The organism is Nakamurella lactea DSM 19367, from assembly GCF_000426645.1.
Lineage (GTDB): Bacteria > Actinomycetota > Actinomycetes > Mycobacteriales > Nakamurellaceae > Nakamurella > Nakamurella lactea.
This window is the reverse complement of record NZ_AUFT01000001.1, coordinates 234,446-260,349: the sequence shown is the minus strand read 5'-3', so window position 1 is coordinate 260,349 and position 25,904 is coordinate 234,446. Positions and strand designations below refer to the sequence as shown.

At 70.3% G+C, this 25,904-nt stretch carries 20 protein-coding genes; 15 read left to right on the top strand and 5 right to left on the bottom strand.

Annotated features, from left to right (window positions below; translation table 11 throughout):
* Positions 1 to 16: 16 nt before the first annotated feature.
* The 5 genes from K340_RS0101380 (at position 17) to K340_RS0101360 (ending at position 8,089) form a co-directional block, all read left to right on the top strand.
* The gene (locus K340_RS0101380) at positions 17 to 253 is read left to right on the top strand and encodes a hypothetical protein (RefSeq protein ID WP_029135383.1); all 237 of its coding nucleotides are present in this window, start codon (positions 17 to 19) and stop codon (positions 251 to 253) included.
* Between the two features lie 132 nt (positions 254 to 385).
* The gene (locus K340_RS26675; protein WP_211229204.1) at positions 386 to 1,180 is read left to right on the top strand and encodes a hypothetical protein; all 795 of its coding nucleotides are present in this window, start codon (positions 386 to 388) and stop codon (positions 1,178 to 1,180) included.
* A 205-nt stretch (positions 1,181 to 1,385) separates the two neighbouring features.
* Positions 1,386 to 3,095: a hypothetical protein gene (locus K340_RS0101370; protein WP_029135382.1), complete on the top strand. Its 1,710-nt coding sequence runs from the start codon at positions 1,386 to 1,388 to the stop codon at positions 3,093 to 3,095.
* Between the two features lie 159 nt (positions 3,096 to 3,254).
* On the top strand, positions 3,255 to 3,533 hold the full coding sequence (locus tag K340_RS0101365; RefSeq protein ID WP_037362183.1) for a hypothetical protein: 279 nt from the start codon (positions 3,255 to 3,257) through the stop codon (positions 3,531 to 3,533).
* Between the two features lie 176 nt (positions 3,534 to 3,709).
* A complete protein-coding gene (locus tag K340_RS0101360) occupies positions 3,710 to 8,089 on the top strand; it encodes an FtsK/SpoIIIE domain-containing protein (protein WP_029135380.1) in 4,380 nt (1,459 codons plus the stop codon).
* A gap of 25 nt (positions 8,090 to 8,114) precedes the next feature.
* On the opposite strand, the gene K340_RS0101355 is transcribed toward K340_RS0101360, so the two are convergent.
* On the bottom strand, positions 8,115 to 8,570 hold the full coding sequence (locus tag K340_RS0101355; protein ID WP_029135379.1) for a phage holin family protein: 456 nt from the start codon (positions 8,568 to 8,570) through the stop codon (positions 8,115 to 8,117).
* 279 nt (positions 8,571 to 8,849) lie between these two features.
* On the opposite strand from K340_RS0101355, the gene K340_RS0101350 reads away from it, so the two are divergent.
* The 4 genes from K340_RS0101350 to K340_RS0101335 are packed head-to-tail and all read left to right on the top strand — an operon-like array spanning position 8,850 to position 16,555.
* Positions 8,850 to 12,143 (top strand): hypothetical protein, encoded by a 3,294-nt coding sequence (locus K340_RS0101350; RefSeq protein ID WP_029135378.1) that lies wholly within the window; start codon positions 8,850 to 8,852, stop codon positions 12,141 to 12,143.
* Positions 12,140 to 13,141: an AAA family ATPase gene (locus tag K340_RS0101345; RefSeq protein ID WP_211229203.1), complete on the top strand. Its 1,002-nt coding sequence runs from the start codon at positions 12,140 to 12,142 to the stop codon at positions 13,139 to 13,141. Before K340_RS0101350 ends, K340_RS0101345 begins: the two co-directional genes overlap by 4 nt.
* 11 nt (positions 13,142 to 13,152) lie before the next feature.
* Entirely contained in the window at positions 13,153 to 14,376 is a 1,224-nt protein-coding gene (locus K340_RS0101340) for a DUF58 domain-containing protein (protein ID WP_029135376.1), read from the top strand.
* A 7-nt stretch (positions 14,377 to 14,383) separates the two neighbouring features.
* Entirely contained in the window at positions 14,384 to 16,555 is a 2,172-nt protein-coding gene (locus K340_RS0101335; protein ID WP_029135375.1) for a transglutaminase-like domain-containing protein, read from the top strand.
* Positions 16,556 to 16,578: 23 nt separating this feature from the next.
* Here K340_RS0101335 and K340_RS0101330 read toward each other — a convergent pair whose 3' ends face one another.
* Positions 16,579 to 18,549 carry a serine/threonine-protein kinase gene (locus K340_RS0101330; RefSeq protein WP_029135374.1) on the bottom strand — a complete coding sequence of 657 codons (1,971 nt, stop codon included), beginning with the start codon at positions 18,547 to 18,549 and terminating at the stop codon, positions 16,579 to 16,581.
* Between the two features lie 171 nt (positions 18,550 to 18,720).
* On the opposite strand from K340_RS0101330, the gene K340_RS35605 reads away from it, so the two are divergent.
* From K340_RS35605 to K340_RS26660, 4 genes are all read left to right on the top strand, one after another.
* Entirely contained in the window at positions 18,721 to 19,002 is a 282-nt protein-coding gene (locus K340_RS35605; RefSeq protein ID WP_029135373.1) for a hypothetical protein, read from the top strand.
* A 64-nt stretch (positions 19,003 to 19,066) separates the two neighbouring features.
* Positions 19,067 to 19,651: an NUDIX hydrolase gene (locus K340_RS26670; RefSeq protein ID WP_051264756.1), complete on the top strand. Its 585-nt coding sequence runs from the start codon at positions 19,067 to 19,069 to the stop codon at positions 19,649 to 19,651.
* 105 nt (positions 19,652 to 19,756) lie between these two features.
* On the top strand, positions 19,757 to 20,197 hold the full coding sequence (locus tag K340_RS26665) for a MarR family winged helix-turn-helix transcriptional regulator (RefSeq protein ID WP_084613911.1): 441 nt from the start codon (positions 19,757 to 19,759) through the stop codon (positions 20,195 to 20,197).
* Positions 20,198 to 20,311: 114 nt separating this feature from the next.
* Positions 20,312 to 22,069, top strand: coding sequence for an MDR family MFS transporter (locus tag K340_RS26660; RefSeq protein ID WP_211229202.1), 1,758 nt, complete (start codon positions 20,312 to 20,314; stop codon positions 22,067 to 22,069).
* On the opposite strand, the gene K340_RS0101305 is transcribed toward K340_RS26660, so the two are convergent.
* Genes K340_RS0101305 through K340_RS0101295 form a run of 3 tightly spaced genes read right to left on the bottom strand, consistent with a single transcriptional unit; the run spans position 22,033 to position 24,369 of the window.
* Positions 22,033 to 22,926: a 5-oxoprolinase subunit C family protein gene (locus K340_RS0101305; protein ID WP_029135372.1), complete on the bottom strand. Its 894-nt coding sequence runs from the start codon at positions 22,924 to 22,926 to the stop codon at positions 22,033 to 22,035. The genes K340_RS26660 and K340_RS0101305 overlap by 37 nt on opposite strands.
* The gene (locus tag K340_RS0101300) at positions 22,919 to 23,584 is read right to left on the bottom strand and encodes a 5-oxoprolinase subunit B family protein (protein WP_154674006.1); all 666 of its coding nucleotides are present in this window, start codon (positions 23,582 to 23,584) and stop codon (positions 22,919 to 22,921) included. The genes K340_RS0101305 and K340_RS0101300 overlap by 8 nt, the downstream gene beginning before the upstream one ends.
* Entirely contained in the window at positions 23,581 to 24,369 is a 789-nt protein-coding gene (locus K340_RS0101295; RefSeq protein WP_029135370.1) for a LamB/YcsF family protein, read from the bottom strand. Before K340_RS0101295 ends, K340_RS0101300 begins: the two co-directional genes overlap by 4 nt.
* 185 nt (positions 24,370 to 24,554) lie before the next feature.
* Between K340_RS0101295 and K340_RS26655 the strand changes: the two genes are divergently transcribed.
* Together K340_RS26655 and K340_RS0101285 are read left to right on the top strand one after the other, a co-directional pair.
* The gene (locus K340_RS26655; RefSeq protein WP_211229201.1) at positions 24,555 to 25,127 is read left to right on the top strand and encodes an RNA polymerase sigma factor; all 573 of its coding nucleotides are present in this window, start codon (positions 24,555 to 24,557) and stop codon (positions 25,125 to 25,127) included.
* On the top strand, positions 25,117 to 25,875 hold the full coding sequence (locus K340_RS0101285; RefSeq protein WP_029135369.1) for a hypothetical protein: 759 nt from the start codon (positions 25,117 to 25,119) through the stop codon (positions 25,873 to 25,875). Before K340_RS26655 ends, K340_RS0101285 begins: the two co-directional genes overlap by 11 nt.
* Positions 25,876 to 25,904 lie beyond the last annotated feature (29 nt).

The following is a 25,904-nucleotide window of genomic DNA, read 5'->3' as shown; positions in this document are numbered from 1 at the left end:
GTGCCAGGCTCATCGGTTGGGCCTTGGCGACCTCGACGACGGATCCGAGCCGCAGATCATGATCCTGTTGACGGGGACCTTCGTCTCTCCGGTTGCTCGGGGACCGCACGGAGCTACAGGCGTCATCAGCGGATCGTCGATCGCACTCGTCATGCGGGCCGACTACACCGTCACCGACTTCAGCATTCGTCCTGTCGCTTGGACCGCCGAGCAACTCGCCGGCTTCGGTGCGGTTCGGACGCTGACCAGGTAGCCGCTGACCCTCGTACTGCGCGGCGATCCGGCCGCGCGTGGCGATGGCTCCTTCTATGCTGACCCGATGCTGAGGGTGAGTGTTTCGGGGCGGTCCGTGGCGGCTGTGGTTGTCGGATCCGGGGAGACCATCGTGATCGGACGGGATCCACAGTCGGACCCACCGATATCCGCCGGCCTGCAGACCACGTTCGTCAAGGTGCCGACCGCCGCCGAGCACACCTCGAGGACCGCGCTGACCATCGAGGTCGGCAGCGAGGTGGCCAGGATCAGGTTCAGCGGCGCCGGCGAGGCGCGCTTGTCGTCGTTGTTCGACGCGCCGGCCGGCGCCCGACGGGTGACCCTGTCCCGCGGGATGGTCGCGCTGCTGGACGAGGGCGAGAACCAGCTGGTGCTGCTGCGCGGGGCGGTCGACGCTGCCGGCCGATACACGGATCTGGAGCTCGATCTGGACATCGAGCAGGTTGACCTGACGGACCCGGCCGAGCCGCCGACCGGTGGCGGCGACCCGGACAGCGCGGCCACCAGCGCGGCGCCGACCCTGGAGCAGTTCGGCCGCGAGTGGTTCGTCGCGCTCGCGTTGGCCGAACCCTGGCTGGTCGGGCAGGACGACTACCCGCGGCCGCCCAGCAACCGGGAGATCTACGAGCGGGTGGCGCAGTGGAACACGTACGCCTGGAACCTGGTCCGCCCACAGCGGGTGGACGACGCCATCAAGATCATCTCCAGACTGGCATTCGGCCGGGTGGACGATCCGTTCACCCGCTCCGAGGGGCGATCGCAGAACGTCCGGTTCGCTGTCGGCCGACGGGCGGCCGAGGTCCGGCTGGTGACGCCGGAAGACCTCGCGCAGGTGCAGCGGAAGGCGACCGAGCGGGCCGCGGAACGGGCGGTGGAACGCGCCCGCCAGGCGTCCCGAAACGATTGAGCCGCAACGAGAATTGACTCGCACAGCCACCCCGATCGAGTCGGTCCGGCCTCCGGCCGCCGGCGAGAAGGCGGAAGTTTCCACCCCTGATTTGTTTGGCAGGTCGCCAACCCGGCCATAGCTTTCTCCCAACGGACATCGCGATCCCGGAACGTACCGGGCGAAAAACGCGATGGCACAAGGAGAAGCGGGGAGGTGGGGACGGATGACCCAGCAGGCGAGCACGGCAGGATTCCGCGGTTCGGACACCGATGGTCTGGACAAGATCGTGGCCAAGATGACCGAGGCGGCGGAGTTCGCCGACACCATGGTGATCGCGCTCAAGGCGTTGTGCGTAGCGCTCGATGCGATGAGCTGGACCGGATACGCCGCGGCATTGTCGGCGTACATCAAGGGTAGCGTCATCCCGCTGTTGCAAGCGGTCTCGAAGAACCTGAAACTGTTCGCCAACGTGGTGAAGCTCGCGTCATCCGTCCAGAAGGACACCAGTTCGAACCGGCTGATCATCGACGCCGGAGACACCGGCTACGTGCCGGCCCCGGTGCTCAAGGGTGATCCGGCGGCAGTCGACAAGGCCGCCGATCCGGAGAGCTCCACCATCACCGGAGCTGAGGTTGGCGCGGTCGACACGACCTCGCTGGACACCGGGAAGCTGCAGACCGTGGTCGGCGACGTCGCGAACATCCTGACCAAGCTCAGCGCGTTCGCCGAGTCGGTGGACGGTGACGGCGTCGCCGACGGCACGCTGTCGGAGCAGATCACCAAGCTCGGGGCGCTGGTCGGCGCGATCGAGAAGTTGATCGGCGACACCGACGGCGATGCGGCGACCGGCGGCACCGGCAGCGACACGGACGCCGGGGCAGGCACCGACACCGGGATCGGCACCGACACCGACACCGGAAGCGGTAGCGACGTGGGATTCGGCACCGATGCGGGATCCGGCACCGATGCGGGATCCGGCACCGACGCGGGTTCCGGCACCGACGCGGGTTCCGGCACGGGCTCCGGCACCGACGGACCGGCCGGGACGCCACCGACGTTCACCGCCGGGCAGATCTGGCAGGCGGTGATCGGAGCGCTACGCGAGCTCGGTGTGCTGAACGCCGACGGCACCGTCGCCGACGGTGCGGGTGACGGGTCGAACGATGGGTCGGTCGACACCCCGACCGGCATCGACACCGATGCGGTTGCCGGCGACATCAGTTCCCTGCAGTCCGATCTGGACCGGCTGCGCGAGCACCTGGGCATCGAGACCGCGGATGTCGGCGCAGCGGACACACCGGAGTTCGTCGATACCCCCGCCGGCCCGGGGAGTACGGACGTCGGATCGTTCGACCAGCCGTACTCCGACGAACCGCAGTCGTACTTCGCGGCGGACGACACCCTGACTCCGTCGTCGCGGTCGGACGACCAGCAGTTCGCCGTCGCGCCGGACGCCGGATCGTTGGTCGGTTCGGCACCGGAAATGTCTGCCGCACAACCTGACTCGTTCCCAGCCGAACAATCGGGCGGCTCGAGCGGCGGTGGTTCGGGCGGTGGCGATCTCGGTAGCGGAGAATCCGGCGGCGGGTCCGGCAGCGGCGATTCCGGCGGTGGCTCCGGCAGCTACAGCCCGGAGCCCGCAGCGAATCAGCCGAGCCAGCCGGCGCGCTCCGAGGTCGTCTACACCGCCCACGGCGGCGGTTCGGTCGACACCGGGAGTTCCGGCGCCGGCGGCGACGTGCAGACCAGGCTGGTCGCGACCGCGGCCCAGCAAACCCCGACCGGGTCGGCGGCCGTGCCGCTCAGCGGAGCGGCGGTCGCCGCCTCTCTGCTCGGCGGCCTGTACGCCCGGCGGAATCGCTCGGACAACGACGACGACTCCGTTGAGTCCGGGGAGGAGGTCTTCGCCGCGCAGCCCGGGCTGCCGGCCTGACCAGGGCACTGACCTGCCGCGGGTGGATCACTGTTCCGCCGGTGGCACAGCAGGAACAACCATCGCAGGACCTGCATCACCAGCACCAGCCGCACCGAAACCATCGGGCGGACATCGCATTCCGGCAACAGCGCCGGAACACTTCGAAGGAGAATCATCATGGCACCCACCGGCCTGAAGGGCATGAACACCGAGCAGGGACGCAAGCTGGCCAGCTCGTGCACCACCGACGCCCAGCAGATCCTGACCATCACCAAGGACCTGACCCGCCAGCTGCAGGAGACGGAGTGGTACGGCCAGGACGCCGACACCTTCCGCAACTCCTGGACCACCCAGTACACCAAGGCGCTGAAGTCGGTGGCGCAGGCGCTGGAGTCGGCCAGCACCCAGCTGAAGAAGGAAGCCGAGCAGCAGGATCAGGCCTCCGGCTCGCACTGACCGGACAGCCGGCCCGAACCCTGGAAGGGCGGCGCCCCGCGGATCGATTCCGTGGCGGTGCCGCCCTTCCGGCATGCCGTGAACAACCGGAAGCTTCCGCCCCCGACAGTTGGTGGCCGGGCACGCCAGCGCCCTAGCGTCGAGGAGTCTGCACCACGCCCAGCAGGAGGACCGTAATGATCTGCCTCAGTGTGATCCCCAGCCGCGGGTCCGGCATCCCGCCGGTCGACGTCGAGGTCAGAGCGGAAACCGGCGCCACCGTCGGCGATCTCGCCCGAGCATTGGGCAGCCACCTGCAGGGCGGCCGGAGCCGGACGCTGTTCGCACCGACCACCGACGGCGCGGTGTGGCCGGCCGACCGGCTACTGGCCGAGACCGGACTGCGCAACGGGCAACTGATCAGCGTCGAGTCCGTTCCGGACGGCTGGCTGCGGGCCACCGATCGCCGGCCGGCGTCGGCGGTGGTGGCGATCATCGAGGTGCTGGCCGGCCCCGATGCCGGCCGAACCTACGAACTCACCGGCCGCAGTGCCACCATCGGCCGCGGCAGCAGCAGCACCGTGCAGCTCAGTGACCCGGACGTCAGCCGGCGGCACTGTCATCTCGAGCTGGACGGCGAACCGACGGTGATCGACGACGGGTCGGCCTCGGGCACGTTCCAGCAAGGGGTTGCGAACCAGGACGTCTCGATCCGCCGTCCCACCCTGGTGCCGTTCGGCACCAGGCTGCGGCTGGGCACAACAGTGCTGTTGCTGTCCGCCCCGCCGCACCGCGCCGACCCGGCACCGGCGACCCGGTCCGTCGAGAGCGGCAGCGCGCTCGGGTCCGGGGCGGTCACCCGGACTCCGCGATTCGGCGTGTCGGTGCCGGAGGCGGAGGTCGACCTCCCGTCCCCGCCGTCGGAGCCGTCGCCGCATCACTTCCCGTGGGCCATGCTGGCGATGCCACTGGTGCTCGGTGCTTCGATGATGTCGACAATGGGCCTTGGCCGTTCGATGGTCTACCTGCTGGCCTGGCCGGTCGCGATGATCGGCGGCCACCTGATCCAGCGGCGGCAGGAACTGAGCCAACATCGCAAAGACGTGATCGCCTGGCGCGACGAGTGCGACGAGATCCGCCAGGGCGTGGCGAAACTGGCCGTCGCGCAACGGGACCAGGCCTATCAGGACGATCCCGAGGTCAACGGCCTGGCCCGGCGGCTGGCCAACCGACAGCTGGTCTGGGTGCGTACCCCGCGGGATCCGGACTTCCTGTCGGTCCGGGTCGGCATCGGCACGGTGCCGGCCAAGACCCGGCTGAAGGCACCGCAATTGAGTCCCGGAGCCGAACTGCGCGAGGAGATCCGCGGCCTGATCGCCGCGGCCGCGACCATCGACGAACTGCCGGTCACCCCGGACGTGCTCGGCGCCAAGGTGTTCGGAGTGGTCGGTAGCGCCGAGCAGGTCGACGCGGCCGTTCGCAGCCTGCTGATCAGGATCGCCGTCAACCATTCGCCGTTCGATGTGTCGATCTGTGCCGCGCTGTCACCGGCCCGTCGTGACCTCGAGGGCGTGCTGCGCTGGCTGCCGCACGCCGGTCCCCGGCCGGGCGGGGCGGCCAGCGTCACCATCGGACCGGCCGCCGGCCGGGCCCTGGTGGAGTCGCTCGCCGAGGGATCGGGTGGCAACCACCACGTGATCTGTGTGGTCGACGAGGCCGCCGGAGTGCCGCGGCGGGTGGTCGAGTCGCTGGCCACCGGGCAGGGCCACTGCACGGTGATCTGGCTCGGCGCCGGCCGGCATCACGCCCCGGCGGCCACCGGCGTGCTGCTCGACCTGATCGGCGGCGCGCCGGCCGACGGCCCGAGCGTGCTGATCCGCGACCGCGGTGGGGTGCTGGCCCTTGACCGGGTGGACGGGCTGGACCTGACCACGTCGTGGGAGTACGCCCGGCAGCTGTCCGCGTTCCGCGATGTCGCCGCTACCGTTGCGCCGGACACCGCGTTGCCGGGTGCGGTGCGGTTCACCGAGCTGGGGAGCGACCTGGACGACCTGGACGACGCGACGGCGATCTGCCGGCGGTGGGCGGGATCGACCGGGCTGCGCGCCCAGATCGGTGTCGGGGTGGACGGTCTGGTGAGCCTTGACCTGCGTGAGGATGGCCCGCACGGGCTGGTCGCCGGCACCACCGGCGCCGGCAAGTCGGAGTTGCTGCAATCGCTGATCGTCTCGCTGGCCGCCAACAACCCGCCGAGCCGGATGACGTTCCTGCTGGTCGACTACAAGGGCGGCGCCGCCTTCCGGGAGTGCGCCGATCTGCCGCACACGGTCGGCTACATCACCGATCTGACGCCCGCGCTGGTGCACCGGGCGCTGGTCTCGATGAACGCCGAACTGACCTGGCGGGAACACATCCTGGCCGAATACGGTGCCAAGGATCTGCTGGCGCTGGAGCGGGACCACCCGGAGGCCGCGCCGCCGTCCATGCTGATCTGCGTCGACGAGTTCGCTGCCCTGCTGGCCGAGGTGCCGGACTTCATCGACGGCATGGTGTCGATCGCCCAGCGCGGTCGCTCGCTCGGCATGCACATGATTCTGGCCACCCAGCGTCCGTCCGGGGTGATCAGTGATCAGATCAAGGCGAACACCGATCTGCGGATCGCGCTGCGGGTGGCCTCCGGCGACGACTCTGACGACGTGATCGAGACGACCGACGCCGCCCGGATCTCCCGTCGCACACCGGGTCGGGCCTGGATCCGGCGCACCGGTCACGGTTCCACCGAGCTGGTGCAGGTCGCCTACGTCGGTGGCCGGGAACCGGTGGCGGATTCGCTCTCACCGGTCAGCGTCCGGCCGCACTCGGCGATCGAGCCCGATCCGTCCGGCGCCTTCGGACCGGCCGGATCGCACGGGGCGGCCGGCGCCCACCGGGTGAACCCGCGCACCGACCTTGACCGGTTGGTGGACACGGTGAACCGGGCGCACGGGCTCAGCGGCCGGCCGGACCCGCGGCTGCCTTGGCTGCCCGCCCTGCCCGAGTCGCTGCCGCTGCCGGCCCAGGCCGGCACCGAGCCCGGAGTGCTGACCCTCGGTCTGCTGGACGACCCGGCCAACCAGCGGCAGATCCCGCTCGAACTCGATCTGGCCAGGGCCGGGAACGCGCTGATCTACGGCACCTCCGGGTCGGGCAAGACCGCGGCCCTGCGGGCGTGTGCGGTCGCTGCACTGACCTCGACCGACGAGGCTCCGACGCTGATCTACGGCATCGACGCGGCCGGTGGCGGCCTGGTCGCCCTGGAGGAGCTGCCGAACGTGGCGTCCGTCGTCCCGCTGGCCGGCCTGGAGCGGACCCTGCGGCTGATCCGCACCCTGAAACGGCTGGTCGACGAGCGCAACGCGCTGCTGGCCGGCACCGGCGCGGCGGATCTGGTCGACCTGGCCCGGATCGGCCACACGCTTCCGCGGGTGCTGCTGCTGATCGACAACCTGCCGGCCATGGTGGACACCATCGACGCCGGGAACATGATGCGCCGCAGTCACTATGCGTTGTTCGAGTCGCTGCTGCAGGACGGTCGCCGATGCGGTGTGCACGTGATCGGCACCAGCCCGCAGCGCGGCGGTCTGGCGATGCAGCTGCTGGCAACGGTCGGCGCCAGGCTGGTGCTGCGAATGACCACCGAGGACGACTACTCGATGCTCGGCGTGCCGATGAACATCCTGGACGCCGACGCCGCCGCCGGCCGGGCGCTTTTCGGCCGCCTGGAGGCGCAGATCGCCGACGCCACCGTCGATCCCGCCGCGCTGGCGGACGCCGCCAGGGCTTGGGACGACCGGCATTCCGGCACCAGGGTGACGAAGGTGCCGGTGATGCCGGACCGGGTGTCGCCGACCGCGCTGCCGGTCGGGGTCGGTGGCACCACCTATCTCGGGGTCGAGGCGGACTCCGTCACCGCCGTCGGGGTGCCGCTGGGCCGTCGTCCGCTGCTGGTCTGCGGCCGCACCGGGTCCGGCCGGACCAGCCTGTTGGCCGGTATCGGGCAGGCGCTGCGCCGGCAGGACGCCGGGCTGCCGATCCTCGCAGTCAGCCCGCGTTCCTCGGGCGCCTTCGATCGGTTCGGCGCGGTCGAGCTCGGCCGGCCGGATCAGGCCTTGGCCGAGCTCACCGCCATGCTGGACCGACTCGGCGCGCCGACCACCGACGGTCAGGTGCGGGCGGCGATCCTGGTCGACGACGTGCATCGGCTCGAGGAGCGCTGGGACCACGACGAGATCGTCCGCGACCTGCTCGGGGCCCTGGCCGGATTGGTCGGCGCGGCGGCCGCCGGAGAGCGCTCCGACATTGCCCTGCTCGCGGCCGTGCACACCGATCAGTTGCGGGACGCGACGATGCAGTCCGGACTGGTCGACGCCTTGCACCGGACCCGCCGCAGTGTGTTGCTGATGCCGCACGACAACGACGGCATGCCGGCCGGCTGCGATGTGCCCTCGTACCCGATGGAGCCGCTGACCGGAATCGGACGCGGACTACTGGTGGAGGCCGGAGCAGCCAGGGTGCTGCAGTTCGTCACTGCGGGCTGAGGCGACCTGCAGCGCCCGTGGGCCGTCAGCCCTGGTCGGTCGACTTGGGGATGCGGCCCTGCTGTTGCAGCCGATCGATGACCCGCTCGTCATTCCTGTTCTGCTGCCGTGCCCGGCCGCGCTTGGCGAGGATTCCGAGCAGGATCCAGCCGCCGATCGCGGTGATCAGCCACACCACCAGGGCGGCCAGGAACCAGGTGCCGAACCCGACGATCGACAGCCCGCCCGGCAGCAGGCTGGTGATGAACAGCGACAACAGCGTGGATACCAGACCGATGCCGCCGAGCAGGGGCGCCGAGTAGCGGCGGGCGAGGTTGAAGACGAACGGGCCGAGCACGCTCTGCGCGAGGGTGAAGATCGCCACCGCGATGAAGAAACCGCCCGCCTCGAGGTGGAAGTCGGGAATCAGCCACCAGGCGATCAGCAAGGCGACGGCGGAGGACGCCAGGTTGACGGCGATTTGGATGAGCATCCGGATCATGGGTGTCTCCTGGTCATCGGTCGCCCTGGCACCGGCGGCCGGCAGTTACTCAGCGAGGGTGGTGGGTTCGTCCCGGTCGGGTCGTGGTCCCGTTACTGACTCTACGACCACCCCGGCAGAATGTCCGCGTCACCCGGTTCGGGGGGATATTGCGGAAGGTTCCGCCCTCGGCGAGATGCGTTGTTAACCTTCCAACTGGTCCACTGTGGGGGTCACCGTCCGACCGGTCGACGATCGGGTCGCCGCAGGTGAGGTGCGCAGTGCCGAGGGAGGAACACCATGGCCGACCCAGCCCCGACCGGGGCCGCCGATGTTCGGCGGTCCCGCTGGTCCGTGCGCCGCTGGTCGGTGCGCAGCGGCCTGAAGGCACTGTGGAACCGCGGCGCCACCGAGGCCGCGCTGCTGGTGGTGGCGGCCGCGCTGGCCTCAGGTGTGGTGTTCGGCGCCGGCGTGGCCAGGGCGACCTCGCAGACCTCGGACGGGCAGACCTGGGTCGCCGCGGGCGACGGCACCGTCGTACAGATCAACCCGGTGACGGGCGAGCCGGTCACCAAGGTCGCGGTCGACGTGCCGGGGACCGTCACGGTGCAGCAGGGGAACGGCGTCGTGCTGGTCACCTCGCCGGCCACCGGACGGACCGTGTCGATCGACGTCGGCGAGATGGTCGCCTCCCAGCCGAGGACCGAGGACCCCGGCACCCACAAGTGGCTGCTGCGCACCGGCCGGACCTATCTCGCGGACCTGACCACCGGCGTCATCCGCAGCGTGCAGCCCGGCACCAACGTCGACGTCGGCGAGGCGTTCGTCGCCTCCGGGCCGTTGGCCGACGTGGTGGTCGACGAGCAGGAGGACCTGTGGGCGCTGGGGGAGAACGGCGAACTGACCTCGCTGCACTACTCCGACGAGGCCGGGCGGTTCCTGACCAACGGCAACTCGACCGTCGACGGCGCCGGTAAGGGCTCGAAGATGGTGCCGCACAGCAAGGGTGTGACGGTCTTCTCGCCGTCGACCCGCACGGTGATCCAGGTCGGCACCGGCAAGGATGTGGCGGCCGTCGTCCAGGACCTGGACGGCGAGGTGGTGCCGGCGGACGACACGCCGAACGATCTGGTCGCGGTGACGGTGACCGACCAGAAGTCGGTGCTGATCCTGGACGGCGACCAGGTCCGGATGACCAACCTCGGCTCGACCGGCTGCACCGACCCGGGTAAGCCGGCGGTGTTCGGCGACCGGGTGTACGTGCCGTGCGCCGGGCAGGGGCGCACCGTGGTGCTCGACCGCACGGGGCGCTCCGCGCAACCGGACATCGTGACCGGCGGCACCGAGACACCGCAGATCACCAAGGATGACGACGCGCTGGTGGTGTCATCGCCCGGGGCGGAGCAGGCGGTGACGGTCGACAGCGCCGGCCGCCAGCACCGCACCACGATCAAGGATCCGGCCGTCCCTGTGCACAAGCCGAAGAAGGCCAGTGCCACCGCGACCGGCCCGTCCGTGCCCACCAGCAGCGCAGCGCCGAGCAGCAACCCACCCGCGGAGCGTTCCAGCAGCGAACAGCAGACCACCGAACAGTCGACGTCGGAGCCGGATCGGAGTGCACCGCAGCCGCCGGATGCAGGCGCGTCGCAGGACGCGCCCCGCTCGCACCAACAGCCGGCGGACAACGGCGGCGGTGTCGACACGTCGACCAGCGTGACGGTCAACGGACCGGCCGACACCACCGTGACCAACGCCTCGCCGCGCACCCATGACGGCCCGCGGCAGGTGTCGGCCAGGATGACCGCGCCGGGCATGGTGACGGTGACCTGGCAGCCGCCGAACGAGATCCCGATCGGCTACCGGGTACAGACCACCGACGGCGCCGGCGGAACCGACGTCGGCGGATCGCAGCGCTCGGCAACGGTCCGGCTGGCGAATCTGTCCGGCGTGGTGCGGTTCGAGGTGATCGCCGACTTCGGTGACGGCGTGCGGGTCCGCTCGGAGCCGAGCAATCAGCTCGATCTCGGTGGCTCCAGGACGTCGACCAGCCACCCCGGTGGAAAGCCGCACGGGCAGCAGCCCAACGGCGGCTCGACGACGAATACAACCGACTCGGCGACCGTCACCACGTCCACCGTCACCACGAACACCGACACCTCCGTCACGGACACGGCCGGTGCCGACACCTCGGTGACCAACACGTCAGACGTTCCGGCTGCCGTCCCCGGCGCGGTCACCATCGACACCGCGTCCTCCAGCGGAAATGTGGTGAGCGTCAACTGGTCCGGTGGCGGCGGCGCGACCGGCTGGCAGGTGCGCTGGACCAAGGACGGCGTCACGGAGACGGCCGATCTGGCCGGCGACGCCACCTCGGCGACGAAGAGCTATCCGGCCGGTCTGGGCACGGTGACCGTGCAGTTGGTGGCGAGCAACGCCGCCGGTGCGACGAACGCCCAGAAGACGGTCGAGTTGGACAAGGATGTTCCGCCGGCCCCGCAGAAGCCGGGAGCGGTAACCATCGGGTCCCATGGTTCGAGCGCAAACCTGGTGAGCGTCAACTGGTCCGGTGGCACGGGTGCGACATCGTGGACGGTCATCTTCACCAAGGATGGGGTGGCTTCGACCCAGAACGTCGCGGCCGGCAAGACGACGGCCTCGAAGCAGTACCCGGACGGGCTCGGCGCGGTGTCGATCACGGTGACGGCCACCAATGACACCGGGACGACCAGCGCGAACACCGACGTGAGCCTGGACAAGGACGTGCCGCCGCAGAAGCCCGGAGCGGTGACCATCGGTTCCCATGGCTCGAGCGCAAACCTGGTGAGTGTCAACTGGTCCGGTGGTGGCGGCGCGACGTCCTGGAAGGTGACGTTCACCAAGGATGGGGTTGCGACGGATGTCCCGGTCGCTGGCACCTCCGCCTCGAAGCAGTATCCGGACGGGCTCGGCTCGGTGTCGATCACAGTGATGGCCATCAACGCGGCCGGAACGAGCAGCGCCAGTACCAGCGTGGGCCTGGACAAAGACGTCCCGAACCCCAACCCGACCGGGTTGTCGCCTGCACAGATGCGGTTCAAGGTCTCGGTGGCTTGGACGGCGCCGGCCGCCGGCGCCGACAGTTACAAGGTGACGTACGTCGGCACGTACGGCAATCAAACACAGACCACGACCACGACCAGCTCGTCCGTGACCTGGGGAACCACCGCGATGGACGACATCACCATTACCGTCAACGCGATCAAAGGCGGCGCTGTGGTCGGCAGCGCGACCGCATACCTGAATTACGACGGTGTCCAGTGCAGCAATCTGCGGGGCGATCGTTGGCTCGCGGGTATGCCGATGTGTAACACCCCCGAGCCGTGCCCGACCGGCCCGTATACCTGCATGCCGAAGCTGCGCGGCGACACCGGTTGGCTGCAGCCGAGCACCGAGGAGTCCGCGGCGCCGGTGCAGAACCCGTTGTCCCGCTACGGATCCGCCGCCGGGCTGTTGTTCCTGGCCGGATTGATCAACGTCGGGCGCCGGCGGGCCAGGGGCAAGCACACCGTTGACGCGCCGGCGGCCGACGCACCGAAACCCGAGGAGCAGCAGTGACCGTCACCGTCGAGCCAGAACACACCCAGATCCGGCCGGTCACCGAGAACGAGGTGGCCGGGTTCCGGTTGCTGTTCGACAAGCTGTGCTCGGCCGTCGACGGCGTGGTGGTCGGCCGCCGCCGGGTGATCGAGCTGGTCGCGGTGGCCCTGGCTGCCAACGGTCACGTATTGATCGAGGATCTCCCCGGGACCGGCAAGACCACGCTGGCCAGGGCGCTGGCCGCCGCCATCGGCGGATCGTCCAGCCGGGTCCAGTTCACACCGGATCTGTTGCCGGCCGACATCACCGGCGGCCTGGTGTACGAACCCAACAGCGGTGAGCTGACGTTCCGCCCCGGACCGGTGTTCACCAACGTGCTGCTGGCGGACGAGATCAACCGGGCGGCGGCCAAGACCCAGTCCGCACTGCTGGAGGTGATGGCCGAACGCACGGTGACCGTCGACGGCACCACCCATCGGGTTCCCGATCCGTTCGTCACCCTTGCCACCCAGAACCCGCTGGACGCCGACGGCACCTTCCGGCTGCCGCTGGCCGAGCTGGACCGGTTCGCGATCAAGACCTCGCTGGGTGTCCCGGATCCGGACTTCGAGCTGCTGGCCATCGATCCCAATGGCGGCGCCGGCGAGGTCGACCGGATCAGCCCGGTGATGCGACCGGAGGAGCTGGCCAGCTGGTCGCGGCGGCTCGCCACCCTGCACATCGCACCGCCCGTGTTGGCCTATATCCGCGACATCGGCCTGGCCACCAGGGCGGAGCCGCGGCTGCGGGTGGCGGTCAGCACCCGCGGACTGAAGATGCTGGTCCGCTGCTGCCAGGTGTACGCGGCGGCCCAGGGCCGACATTTCGTGGTCCCCGGCGATGTCCAGCGGCTTGCCGAACCCACGCTGGCGCACCGATTGATCGCGGCTCAGGACTACCGCTCGACACCGGTACCGGTGGAGGAGATCCTGGCCGACGTGGTCGCGTCGGTGTCGGCTCCGCGGCCGCAGAACTGACCGGACCGGCGATGACGGCACCGAACCCGGCTTCGAACCCGCTGCCGAACCCGGCCCGCGCCGGGCGGCGGGTCGGGCTCACCGGGCGCGGGCTGGCACTGGCCATCGTCGCCGGCTGCTGCCTGCTGATGGGTGCGCTGGCCCGCTATCCGGGTCTGCTCGGTCTCGGGATCGCTGCCGGCGTCTCGGTGGGGGTCTCGATGATCGGTTTGGTGACCCAACGGGGTCTGACGGTGACCCGCACCCTGCCGGACCGGCCGATCCGCCGGCTGACCGTGCTGTCCGGCCGGATGAGCATCACCCCGCGGGCCTCGGCGCCCGGGGGCGAAGTGGAGGTGACCGAACGGGTGGCCGGTCGACCGCTGACGCCGCAACGGATGTCGCTGGACCACCAGGGCTCGGTGCTCGACTATCCGATCTCCACCGACCTGCCGGGCCCGGTGCAGATCGGTCCGGCACAATTGCGGTTCTTCGGCTTCGCCGGCCTGGCCAGAATGCGACTGACCGACGCCACCCAGGACCTGGTGATGGTGCTGGCCCGCTCGCTGCCGATGCGGATGCCGGAGAACGGGCTGTTGCCGGTCGAGGCACTGCGGTCGGACGAGGTCGAGGGCGGGGGCACCGAACTACGCAGCCTGCGGCCGTATGCACCGGGCGACGATCTGCGGAAGGTGAACGCCCGGATCTCCGCCAGGGTCGGTCGGCTGATGATCCGACAGGACGCCGAACCTTCGGTCTCATCGGTGAACGTGGTGGTGGACAACGTGTCCGGTACTGAGCCAGAGACCTACGCGGAGATGCTCGACGTGGCCACCAGCGTCGTCGGCTTCGCGGTGCGCAGCGGGCTGCCGGTGACCTGGACCGGCCGCGGGCGCGACGGTGTCGACAGCGCCGACGCCGACGGGCTGACGGCCACCGAACTGGCCATCGCCTGCCTGCCCTTGACCGACGACAGCAGTCCGCGGGTTCCGGGCGGCGACCTGACCGTGGTGGTGTGCGGCCCGCAGGGTGAACCCGGCGAACTCGCCCATCGGCTCGGTGGCGGGCACGACCACCGGATGATGGTGATCCTGCAGCTGGACGGCGGGGGCGGGTCGGACGAGGCCGGCGGCGATGCCTCCGCACCGCGCGCCGAGGCCACCCGCGGGGTACTGGTGCTGCGGGCAGCGACCGCAGAAATGGTGCTGCGCAGGTTGTCCGGCATCGACAGCAACCTGACCGGCGCGGCCAGATGAGCGACCGATGAGCGCCGGGGTGCAGGATCGGCCGGTCGTGACCGACGCCGACACCGTCGAGGGCGCCACCGGGAAGCCGCCGCGTCCGGCACTCGGCCGGCGGGCGCTGATCGGTGCCACCGTGGTGATGACGCTCGCCTCGATGTTCCTCGGCTCCACCTTCGGCGGATGGTGGCCGGCGTTGCTGCTGGCCGGCGAATGCTGGTTGGTGCTCGGGCTTTTCGTCGTCGCCGTCAGGTTGCGGGTGCCGGTGCTGCTGGCCGGCCCCGGCATCGGTGTAGTGGTGATCGTGCTGGGCTACCTGATGGTGTCCGGAACGCCGCGGGTGGGCCCGGACACCGAGATCGCCCGGCCGGCCTGGCGGGTGTTACTGGACTCGGTCGCCGCACTGCTGTCGACACCGCCCGGGACGCCGGCCCGGCTGGATCTGCTGGCACCGGCGTTCCTGCTGGTCGGTCTCGCCCACACCTTCGTGGTGGTGCGGGCCCAGCTACGCGGTCCGGGCCGGCCGATGGGCATTGCGCCGATCGTGATGGCGCCCTTGCTGTATGCCGCCGGGCAACTGCTCACGGCCGGCGCCGCCGATCGGTGGGGGGTGGTGGCAGCGGCCCTGGTGCTGGTCACCCTGCTGGCCTGGACGCCGATCTCGATGCCGGCCATCGGGGCCGCAGCGGTCTGCGCGGTCTGCGCAACTCTGGTCGCCCTCAGCAATCCGGCGCCGGGCTGGGACGTGCGGCAGTACGTGACGCCGCCGCGGATCGTTGTCGAGCAGCAGAATCTGCTGCCGCAGCTGTCCGCCTGGCAGGACCGCAACGCCGACGGGTGGGACACTGAACTGTTCACCGTGGCAGGCGTCGTCCCCGACCGGGTGGCGGTAGCCGACTACATCGGCTATGACGGCAACAGCTGGTCCACCGGAACCGATTTCGCGTTGTTCGGCAGCCCCCGGCTCAGCGAACTCGCTACCGGCACCTTGACCGCGGCATACTCGATGCGGGTGACGCCGGGCAAGCTGCCCGGCGATCTGTTGCCGGCCGGTGGTCGGGTGGCCTCGGTGTCGCTGGCGGACGCCGTGCAGGACCTGACCGGCGGTTCGATCGGCCGGATCGGTCAGGGGAGCGATCCGCGGCCGTACACCGTGACAGGTTCGGTAGACGTGGCCGACGACGCATCGCTGTCCACGGCGGGTGTTCCCGATCAGCAGGCGGCGGCGCCGTACCTGCAGACCCCGACGGTCAGCGACGACCTTCGGACCTGGGTGGATGCCGTTGTGCGGGACTATCCGGGACGCTACGACCAGGCAGCTGCCCTGGAAGCGGCGCTGCGCCAAGGGCGTTCTGTCGATCCCAAGGACTCCGGCAGCACCTCGATGTACGCCGTGGCGGAGCTGGTCGGGGCCGGCCCGGCGCAGCCGGCGAAGTCCGCGTCCGCGGAGAACTTCGTTTCGGCCTTCGCGGTGCTCGCCCGCTCGATCGGCCTGCCGACCAAGGTGGTGGTCGGTGCCCAGCTCTCGGCGGCGCCCGGCGTCACGGAAGCGACCAGACCGGTACTCGGCCGGGACATGTCGGTGTGGCCGGAGGTGTACTTCTCCGGCGTCGGCTGGGTGGCGTTCGACCCGGTGCCCGGTCCGAACAAGACCCCGGCCCAGCAGCACCACGAGCGGGTGAAGGCCGAGCAGTCGACGCAGACCCAGGAGGACTCGGAGATCCTGCAGGTCGATCCGGATGCCGCTGCCGGCGCGGCGGTCGGTGGCGGCGGTTGGGCGGCGGGCGCCAGGGTCGGTGCTGCCGTCGGCGGGTCGCTACTGGTCGGGTCGCTGCTGCTCGCGCTCCTCGGCGGATTCGCCGTGCTGCTGCGGCTGCGTCGGCGCGGGGCCGCGGGCGCCTGGACCGCGGTCGAACGTGGTGCCCGGCTGGCGAGGATTCCGCTCGGGATCGACTGGCCGACCGAACGGGTGGCGCTGGCGATCTCCGAACGGGTCGGTCCGCAGGTCGGGCGAACCGCGGAAACCGTTGCCCGACAGGCCGAGCGGGAGTGCTTCGGGCCGGATGGCACCGCAGTGGCGCCCGGCACCTGGCGTGATGCGCTGCAGGTGCGCAAGGCGATGAAGGCGACGTTGTCGCCGGCCGGCCGGATCGGTTGGTACCTGCGCCCGGCGGCCTGGCGCCGTCGGGTCTGACGGCCAACGCCCGGCGGCAGCCGTCAGCCGATCTTCTGCGGTGGCGAGAAGGCGATACCGCTCTTGTTGCTGTCCGGGGACAGGCCCATCACCGCGACCACGATCGTCTTGCGGCCGGCCGGCAGCGGTACGGAGATCTGGGTGTCGCCCTCCTTCGCCCTGGCCACCGGATCCTTGGTCAGCGGAACCAGATTGCCGGTGTTGGCCGTCCGGTCGTAGTCGGTGGCATCGAAGAGCGCCAGCGCGGCATCGTCGGCCTGCGGACCTCGCACGGTGACGATCAGCAGGTTCCCGTCCACCGACATCTTCAGGAACTGCGGAGTGTAGTCCGGGTCGCTGGTGGACAGCCGCCGCGAGCTCACCGCGGTGGCGGCGGTGCCGGACCCGCCGGCAGCGCCGAGCCCGGCGATCGTGCCGGTGACCTGTGTGGAGGTGTCGGGGCCGGCCGCGGGCGGCGGCGGGGTCCTGACCAGGAAGTAGGTGAGGACGGCGGCGGCCACCAGCATGACCGCGGCCAGCACGATGATCCGGCCGCGGACCTTCGGTGGGATCCGGTCGCGGTCGGCACCCGGCCCCGCTGGTGGCCGCGGAGCCGCCTGTCCCGGTGGGACACCGTCGCCCGCTCGACCCGCCGGAGTGGCCGTCTCAGGTCGCCACCCGGTCGGTTCCGCGTCCTCCGGTCGCTCGGCGCCGGACGCCGCGGCCGGGCCTACCGGGGTGGTCGCCGCGGCGACCGACCGAACGGGCGCGGCCAGGTCGGCGGGTGCTGGGTCGCCGGGTGCCGTGGTTTCCGGTGCCGTGCGTCCGGGTGTTGTGGATTCGGGTGCCACAGCTTCGGGTGCCACGGCTTCGGGTGCCACGGCTTCGGGTGCCACGGCTTCGGGTGCCACGGCTTCGGGTGCCACGGCTTCGGGTGCTGCGGCTTCAGGTGCTGAGGCCCTCGGTCCCGGTGCCCAGAGCCGGTCCTCGGAGTCGGCCGGCAGGTCGGAGCCAGGCGCCGCGACCCCTGCGGCCTTGGATTCGGGGACGGTAGCGGCGATGGCGGCGTGTCGGGGTGCGGTAGCTGAGCCATCCTGCACGGCACGGTCGACGCCGGGCAACGCCGAACCGGATCCGGTTTCCTGCGGTGCCCAGCTGGTGGTCTGCCGGTCGAGCTCACGCAGCTGAGCCATCAATTCCGCCGCGCTGCCGAACCGCCGACGTCGATCGGGATGCATGCCGCGATCGATCAGTGCGGCCAGTGCCGGTGGGGTGTCGGCCGGCAGTGGTCGCCGCTCGCCCAGCCGAACCCGGCGCAGGTAGGCCAGTGCGGAGTCTTCGCCCGGGTCGTCAGCAGCGAACGGCGCCCGGCCCTCCAGCAGGGTGGCCATCGTCGACGTCAGCGACCACAGGTCGTCCGTCGGCTCCGGTGGCCGGCCGTCGAGCACTTCCGGGGAGGCATGCCGATAGCTCAGCCGCTCAAGCGATGCGGTGTGGCCGGCATCGACGGACCGGGCGATCCCGAAGTCCGCCAACACATACGAGGTCGGCAGCATCAGAATGTTCTGCGGCTTGACGTCCCGGTGTACCACCCGCTGATCGTGAGCGAAGGCCAGCGCGTCGGCGATCACCCGGCCGATCGTCACCACCTCGTCGGAAGCGAACGGCCCGGCGACCCGCAGCCGGTCGTGGATCGAGCCGAGCTCGAAGAAGTCCATCACGATGCACGGCCGGCCGTCCGGCAAGGTCCTGGTGTCCAAGACCGTGACGATGTTCGGATGCGCGCGGCCCAGCCGCACCGTCAGCGAGATCTCCCTTTCGAAGCGGCGCAACTCCTCTGGTTCCGACAGGCTGACCACCTTGATCGCCACGTCGCGGTCGAGCGACGACTGGTGGGCCCGGTAGATCGTGCTGTCGCCGCCGCTGGCGACCGCCACTACGTCGGTGAAACCGTCCAGGACCAGCGCGCCGGCGATCACGGCCGGGCCCGCCGGTTCCCCGTGGCCAGTCTCCACCCGTCCCCCTCGTCGCCGCTGCCGGTCTGGAATGCGCCCGCGCGACGGAGAAGGTGGAACGTTCCGCCGCCGGCAGGATGTACGGATCGTACGACTCGACTTACCTTCGAAGGGTTCCAACGGCGGACAGCGGGCAATTCCGTCAAACCCAGCGACCACGAGGTGACGATGATGACGACTCACAACCGGCAGCAGTTCCAGGGTCTGGACACCGACTACTGCCGTGGCAAGGCCTCGCAGATGCGCGGACAGAGCGAGCAGATGAACGGACTGATGGGCAATATCCAGGGGATGTTGGACGGCGTCGTCTGGCAGGGCGGAAACGCCGAGCGATTCGTCGACAACTGGGGGAGCACGCTGCGGCCGAAGATGGCCGAGTCGTCCACCGAGATGGACCACCGGGGCCGGGAGTTGCGCAAGCGCGCCGACCTGCAGGACGAAGCCTCGGCCTGATCTGAACGTTCGGCCCGGCCGGTGGCCATCGGCCGGACTACCGCCCACCGGTTACCGTGGCCGGGTGAGCAGCGAACCCGCCGCCGGCGGCCGACAGCGCTTCACCGCGGTGCCGGCGGACCAGCGGCCCCGACGCCGGCGCCGCACCGCCAGGGTGCTGCTGCAGGACGACGCCGACCGATTGTTGCTGTTCGCCGACAGTGACCCGGGTGTTCCTGGGAGCAGTTGGTGGATCACCCCCGGCGGGGGCGTTGAATCGGGGGAGTCCGACCGCGCAGCCGCCGTCCGCGAACTGGCCGAAGAGACCGGCGCCGTCATCGACGAAGAAGAGCTGATCGGGCCGATCGCAGTGCGCCACGCGGTGCACGGCTACAGCGACGTGATCGTCGAGCAGCAGGAGATCTTCTTCGGCCTGACGGTTCCGGCCTTCGAGGTCGACACCACCGGCCACACGGACGACGAGAGACTCTCGCTGCTGGCCCACCGCTGGTGGCCGTCCGATGAGTTGGGCCGCACCACCGATGCGGTGTGGCCGGCCGGCATTCTCGCCCTCTGGGCCGAGCTCCGGGTCAGGCTGGCAGCGCCGGACCCACGAATCCCGCCGCTGGATCTCGGTCGGCAACAGGAGTCCGTCGTCCCGGTGCGGTAGCCCGCGCCTCCTGTGACGCGTTCAACAGCCGATCCCTGCCTATGTGGTTGCTTCCAGCAATCAATTCTTGTAAAGTTGCCTGAGGCAATCAACAAGGGAGTAGCAATGAGGGCTGAAGTGCAGACGTTGCTGCCGACGCTGCAGCAGCTGTTCGCGCTGAAGCGCATGGTGGGTCGTCGGCTTGCCGACGCCGCGCCGGTCGGTTCGATCGCGGTGTTGGGTGTGCTGTTCCGGTCGGGCGAGATGCGGCTGGGGGACCTGGCGGCAACCCTGCACGTCCACCCGTCGGTGGTGACCAGACAGGTCGCCGAGCTGGAGGCGCAGGCCCGGGTCGAGCGACGGTGCGATCCCGGTGACGGGCGTTCGAGTTTCGTCTCGTTGACGCCGGCCGGTCGGGCGGTCGTCGAGGACTATTTCCGCCGGGGGGCGGAGCTGATCGACAGCGCGCTGGAGCATTGGCATCCCGACGAGGTCAGCACCCTCACGACGCTGACCGGCAGGCTCCGGGAGGACCTCGAAGCCGTCATCGTCGACTCGGCAGCCTGACCGGCTGCCAACCCATCCACTCTTCCGTGCGGAGCCGCACGGACAGGCAAACCTCGCGGGCTCCGTCAGCCGCGCACACGTTTCCGAACATCAACGATCTGTAGAGGAATTGCAATGACCACCACCCCATCCGGCTCGGTGAAATCCACCGCAGCCGGGCCCGGCGCCGGCGACGAGATCGCGGCGCCGATGCAACGCCGTGAAGTGCTCGAGGCACTTTCCGGTCTGCTGCTCGGCATGTTCGTCACCCTGTTGTCCTCGACGGTGGTGTCGACCTCGCTGCCGATCATCATCGCCGATCTCGGTGGCGGGCAGGCGTCCTACACCTGGGTGGTCACCGCCACCCTGCTGGCGACAACGGTGTCCACCCCGATCTGGGGAAAGCTCGCCGACCTGATGTCGCGAAAGTTGTTGGTGCAGCTGGCATTGATCATCTTCGTGGTCGGTTCCGCATTGGCCGGGATCTCCACCGCTCCAGGTGAACTGATCGCCTTCCGGGTGCTGCAGGGGCTGGGTGCCGGTGGGATGACCGCGCTGGTCACCATCGTGATGGCCGACATCATCTCGCCCCGCGAGCGTGGCAAGTACATGGGCCTGATGGGTGGCGTGATGGGTGTTGCCATGGTGGCCGGGCCGCTGGTCGGCGGACTGATCACCGACTCACTTGGCTGGCGCTGGAACTTCTTCGTCGGCGTGCCGATCGCGGTCGTCGCACTCATCCTGCTGCAGAAGACCCTGCACCTTCCGGTGGTCCGTCGCAAGGCCCGGATCGACTTCCTCGGTGCCGGCCTGATCGCCGGCGGCGTGTCCGCCCTGCTGATCTGGGTGTCGTTGGCCGGCAGCAGCTTCGAGTGGATCTCCTGGCAGAGTGGCGCTTTCGTGATCGGGTCGCTGGTGGTGCTGGCCGCTGCCATCGTGGTGGAGAACAAGGTCGCCGAACCGATCATCCCGATGCACCTGTTCAAGATGCGGACCGCGGTGCTGTCCATCATCACCTCCGTGGTCGTCGGTATCGCGATGTTCGGCTCCTCGGTGTTCCTGGGCGAGTACCTGCAGCTGTCCCGCGGCCAGACGCCGACCCACGCCGGTCTGCTGACCATCCCGATGGTCGTCGGCACCTTCCTCGCCTCGACCCTGATCGGCCAGGTCATCAGCCGGACCGGCCACTACAAGAAGTGGATGGTCCTCGGCGCGGTGTTGATGTCCGCCGGGTTCGCCCTGCTCGGCACGATGGACGCGCACACCTCGTTCGTGCTGATGGGTGTGTATCTGCTGCTGCTGGGCTCCGGCACCGGCATGGTCATGCAGAACCTGGTGCTGATCGTGCAGAACGAGGTCGCGGTGACGGAGATGGGCGTGGCCAGCGCATCGGTCGCGTTCTTCCGTTCGCTGGGCGGCGCGATCGGGGTCTCGGTGCTCGGCGCCATCCTGGGTACCAGGGTCGCCTCGCTCACCGCCTCCGGCATCGTCGAGCAACAGGTGCCGCAGTCGCAGCTGGCAAATCTGGCCGATGGACTGCCGGAACCGGCCGCCGTGCTGCAGTTCCCGCAGCCACTGCGCAGCGTTGTGCAGGACTCCTTCGCCGGCGGCGTCACCGAGTTGTTCATCATCTCGGCGGCACTCGGCCTGATCGCCATCCTGGCGGTGGCGTTGCTCAAGGAGCGGCCGCTCGGCACCCGCACCGCGGTCGAGCTGTACGCCGATGTGCAGGCCGAGAACCCGGCCCCGGTCGCGGTCGACGATTCGGCCATGATGGAGCTCGCCGATGACGAGCGGGACGAACTCGAACGGCCGGCCCTGCAGCCGGTCGGCACCGGAATCGCCGAGCCGTCGGGTCAACCGGATTCGGCCCAGCGGAACCTCACCGACTGACCGGGCCTGGCCTGGGCGATGAGGTCCAGGTCGGCATCGATCACCACCCCGATCACCGGGTAACCCCCGGTGACGGGGTGGTCCGGCATCAGCAGCACCGGCTCGCCGTTGGGTGGCACCTGTAGGCACCCGTGCACCATGCCCTCGCTCGGCAGCTCGCCGCGGCCGGCGGACCGACGCAGGTCGCCGCCGGTGACCCGGACGCCGATCCGGTCACTGCGCGGCGAGACCGCCCAGGCCGTCCGCACCAGCAGCTCCGGGTCGGCGAACCAGTCGTCGCGCGGGCCGCGGATCACTCGGAGCAGCAGCTCGCCGTCCGGCAGAACCGTTGCTGCGGCGGGGCTATCGCGCCTCGGCGCGGCGATCCCGACGGGCAGCAGGTCGCCGCGCTGCGGGCGGGCCGGCCCGAGATCGGCCAGGGTGTCGGTCGACCTCGACCCCAGCACCGGTGGGACGTCGATCCCGCCGGCCACCGACAGGTAACCGCGGAGGCCGCGTCGGGCGTTGCCCAGCGTGACGACGGAACCGTCGTCAACGGAGAAGACGATGTCTGCGGCAGAGCCCTTGCCGCGCACCGGGTCGCCGTTGACGGCGACCGCCAGGTCGGCGCCGGTGACGGCCAGCGTGACGGCGCCGTGCACCCTGACCTGGAGTCCGCCCAGCAGCACTTCGAGGGCGGCGGCGGCGTCCGGGTTGCCGACCAGCGCCGCGCCCCGCCGGAACGAGCCGCGGTCGGCCGCCCCGGAGCGCCCGACGCCGACCGCGGCCAGCCCGGGCCGGCCGAGATCCTGGATCAGCGTCTGGATGCCCGGGGACAGGATCTCCAGTGCCGCAGCACCCGTGGTCGGATCAGTCATCGTCTGCCCGGATCGGCCGGAACCGCACCGCGGTGCCGGGTTGCAGCAGCGCCGGCGGCGTCTTCTCGACGTCCCAGATCTGCGCATCGGTGCGGCCGATCAGCTGCCAACCGCCGGGTGACGCCCGCGGATAGACGCCGCTGAACTCACCAGCGAGGCCGACCGATCCGGCCGGCACGCTGGTGCGGGGTTCCGCGCGACGCGGCACCCGGAGCCTGGGATCACCCCCGTCGAGATAGCCGAAGCCGGGAGCAAATCCGCAGAACGCCACCCGCCACAGCGAGCCGGTGTGGGCAGCGATCAGCTCGCCAACCGACAGGCCGGTGAGCCCGGCGACCGCGCCGAGATCAGGGCCGTCATAGTGCACGTCGATGGTCACCGCGGTGCCGTCCTCGCCAGGAACCTCGGCCGGATCCGCTGTGGCGCAGAGCGTCTGCAGGAGGGCCCGGAGCGACGGCAGGTCTGCCGGATCGGCAGGCACGACCAGAATCGTGCGCGCGGCGGGTACCTGATCGAGGATGGGAGGCAGCCGTTCGTCCCGGGCGGCGGTGCGCAACAGCCGATCGACGGACTGCATCGAGGGCAGGTCGGGCGTTTCGATCAACAGCGCGGTGTCGCCCATCGACCGGATCGTCACCGCGACACCGGGACCCGTCATGCCGCCACGAACGGCCGGATCGTCACACCGGTCGCCTCGATCGCCGCCCGGACCGCCCTGGCGATGGCGACGGCGCCGGGCGAATCGCCGTGCGTGCACAGCGAATCGGCCGTCAACTCGATCTCGGTGCCGTCGACCGCGGTGATCCGGCCGGTGGTGACCAGTCCGACCATCCGGGCGGCCACCGTGTCGGCGTCGTGCAACACGGCGCCGGGCTCGCGCCGGGAGAGCAGGGTGCCCTGCGGGGTGTACGCCCGATCGGCGAAGGCCTCCCTGATCGTCCGCAGCCCGGCGCGTTGCGCCAGTTGCAGAAACTGCGAGCCGGGCAGCCCGACGACCGGCAGCTCGGGGTCGTACCGTCGCACCGCCTCGACGACGGCAGCCGCGTGCTCCGGGTGCTCGACGATGCTGTTGTACAGCGCCCCATGGGGTTTGACGTAACGGACGGCCGTTCCGGCGGCGCGGGCCAGACCGTCCAGCGCACCGATCTGGTAGAGCACGTCGGCCGTCAGCTCTGCCGCGGTGGCATCGACGAAGCGGCGTCCGAAGCCGACCAGGTCGCGATAAGAGACGTGGGCGCCGATCACCACGCCACGCTCCGCGGCCTGCTCGCAGATCAGCAGCAGTCCGGTCGGGTCGCCGGCGTGGAAGCCGCAGGCAACGTTCGCGCTGCTGACGACCTCCAACATTGCCGTGTCGTCACCGAGCACCCAACGCCCGAAGGACTCGCCGAGATCGGCGTTCAGGTCGACGGTCCGGGCATTGGAGGCTGCGGGGGAGCTCATCGCCCCAGTATCACCGGTCCGTGCGCAGCGCCCGGAACCGGAATCCGTTCGGCGGTGTAGACAGCTGTGTAGGCAGCCAGCCGGGACCCAGAACCACCGCCGTTCGACCCGAGCAAGGGAAGGAGGCCGACGTCGGCGAATCGGATCCGGACTCGGGACGTGACGAGGCCGAACTGTTGGAACGAGTGCGCATCGGAGACCACGATGCGTACGGGGTTCTGGTGCGTCGGTACTCGTCGATTGCGCTGCGCACCGCGATGGCGCTGGGCGCCGGTGCGGAGGCCGAGGACGTGGTGCAGGAGTCGTTCGTCAACGCCTATCGGGCATTCGGCCGCTTCCGCGCCGGATCCGAGTTCCGGCCCTGGCTGTTGACCATCGTTGGCAACCAGGCCCGGAACGTACATCGCAGTCGCGGCCGCCGGTCCGAGCGCGAGCGCCGGGTGTTGATCGACGTGCCGATGGACGAGGCCGCGGACCCGGCGGACACCGTGGTCGGCCGTGAGCGCCGCGACCAGCTGCATCGCGAACTGGATCGGCTGGCCGCGCGGTACCGGGACGTGCTGGTCTGCCGGTTCCTGCTGGAGCTGACCGAGAGCGAGACCGCGCAGGTGCTCGGACTCGCGCCCGGAACGGTGAAGTCACGGACCTCACGCGGCCTGCGTCGGCTCCGCGACGGGTTGACCGCCGTGTCCGGCAGCGGCCCGGTCGGACTGCCGGCGGACGAGGCAACGACGAAGGAGGTGCGGCGTGGCAACTGATCTGGAGCTGGAGAACGAGTTGAGAACCCTCGGACGCACCATCGAGGTGCCGGACCTGGAGCTGGCCGGCCCGGTGCTGCTCGCGCTGAGGGACGATCCGCTGCCCGGCGGACGACCCAGCCGGGTCGCCGACCTTCGGCGCTGGCTGCGCGCTCGCCGGCGGTCCGTCATCGCGGTGCTGCTCGGCGCCCTGATCGGCGTCGGCGCGGTGAGCCCGGTCGGCGCCGCGGTCGGCCGTTGGTTCGGTTTCGGCGCCGTGGTGATCAGCGAGCAACCCGCCGACCAACGCCCGCCGGGACCGGCCCCCGCCGCAGGCGGGCCGGGCAGTCCGGCCACGTCGATGAGCCTGGCCCGGGCAGCCGAACTGGTCGGCTTCACGCCGTTGGTGCCCTCGGCCCTCGGCCCGCCGGGCGCCGTCGAGGTCTCCGCGGATCACCGGCGGGTGTCGCTGGTCTGGACGTCCGGGAACGGAACCGTCCGGCTGGATGAGTTCGACGGCACCGTGTCCCCGTACTACTACAAGAAGTACTTCGAGGACGTGCAGTTCACCCAGGTCGGATCCGACGATGCCGCCTGGCTCTCGGCTCCGCACGAACTGGTCTACGTCGACCCTGCCGGACGCGAGCACACCGAATCCGCCCGGACGGCCGGCCCGACCCTGGTGTGGCAGCACCGCGGGCTGACCTTGAGATTGGAGGGCGTGCCGACCAAGGACGGGGCCCTGCAGATCGCCGGGTCCATCCGCTGACCCGCTGACCCGCCGACGACGGAACCGGT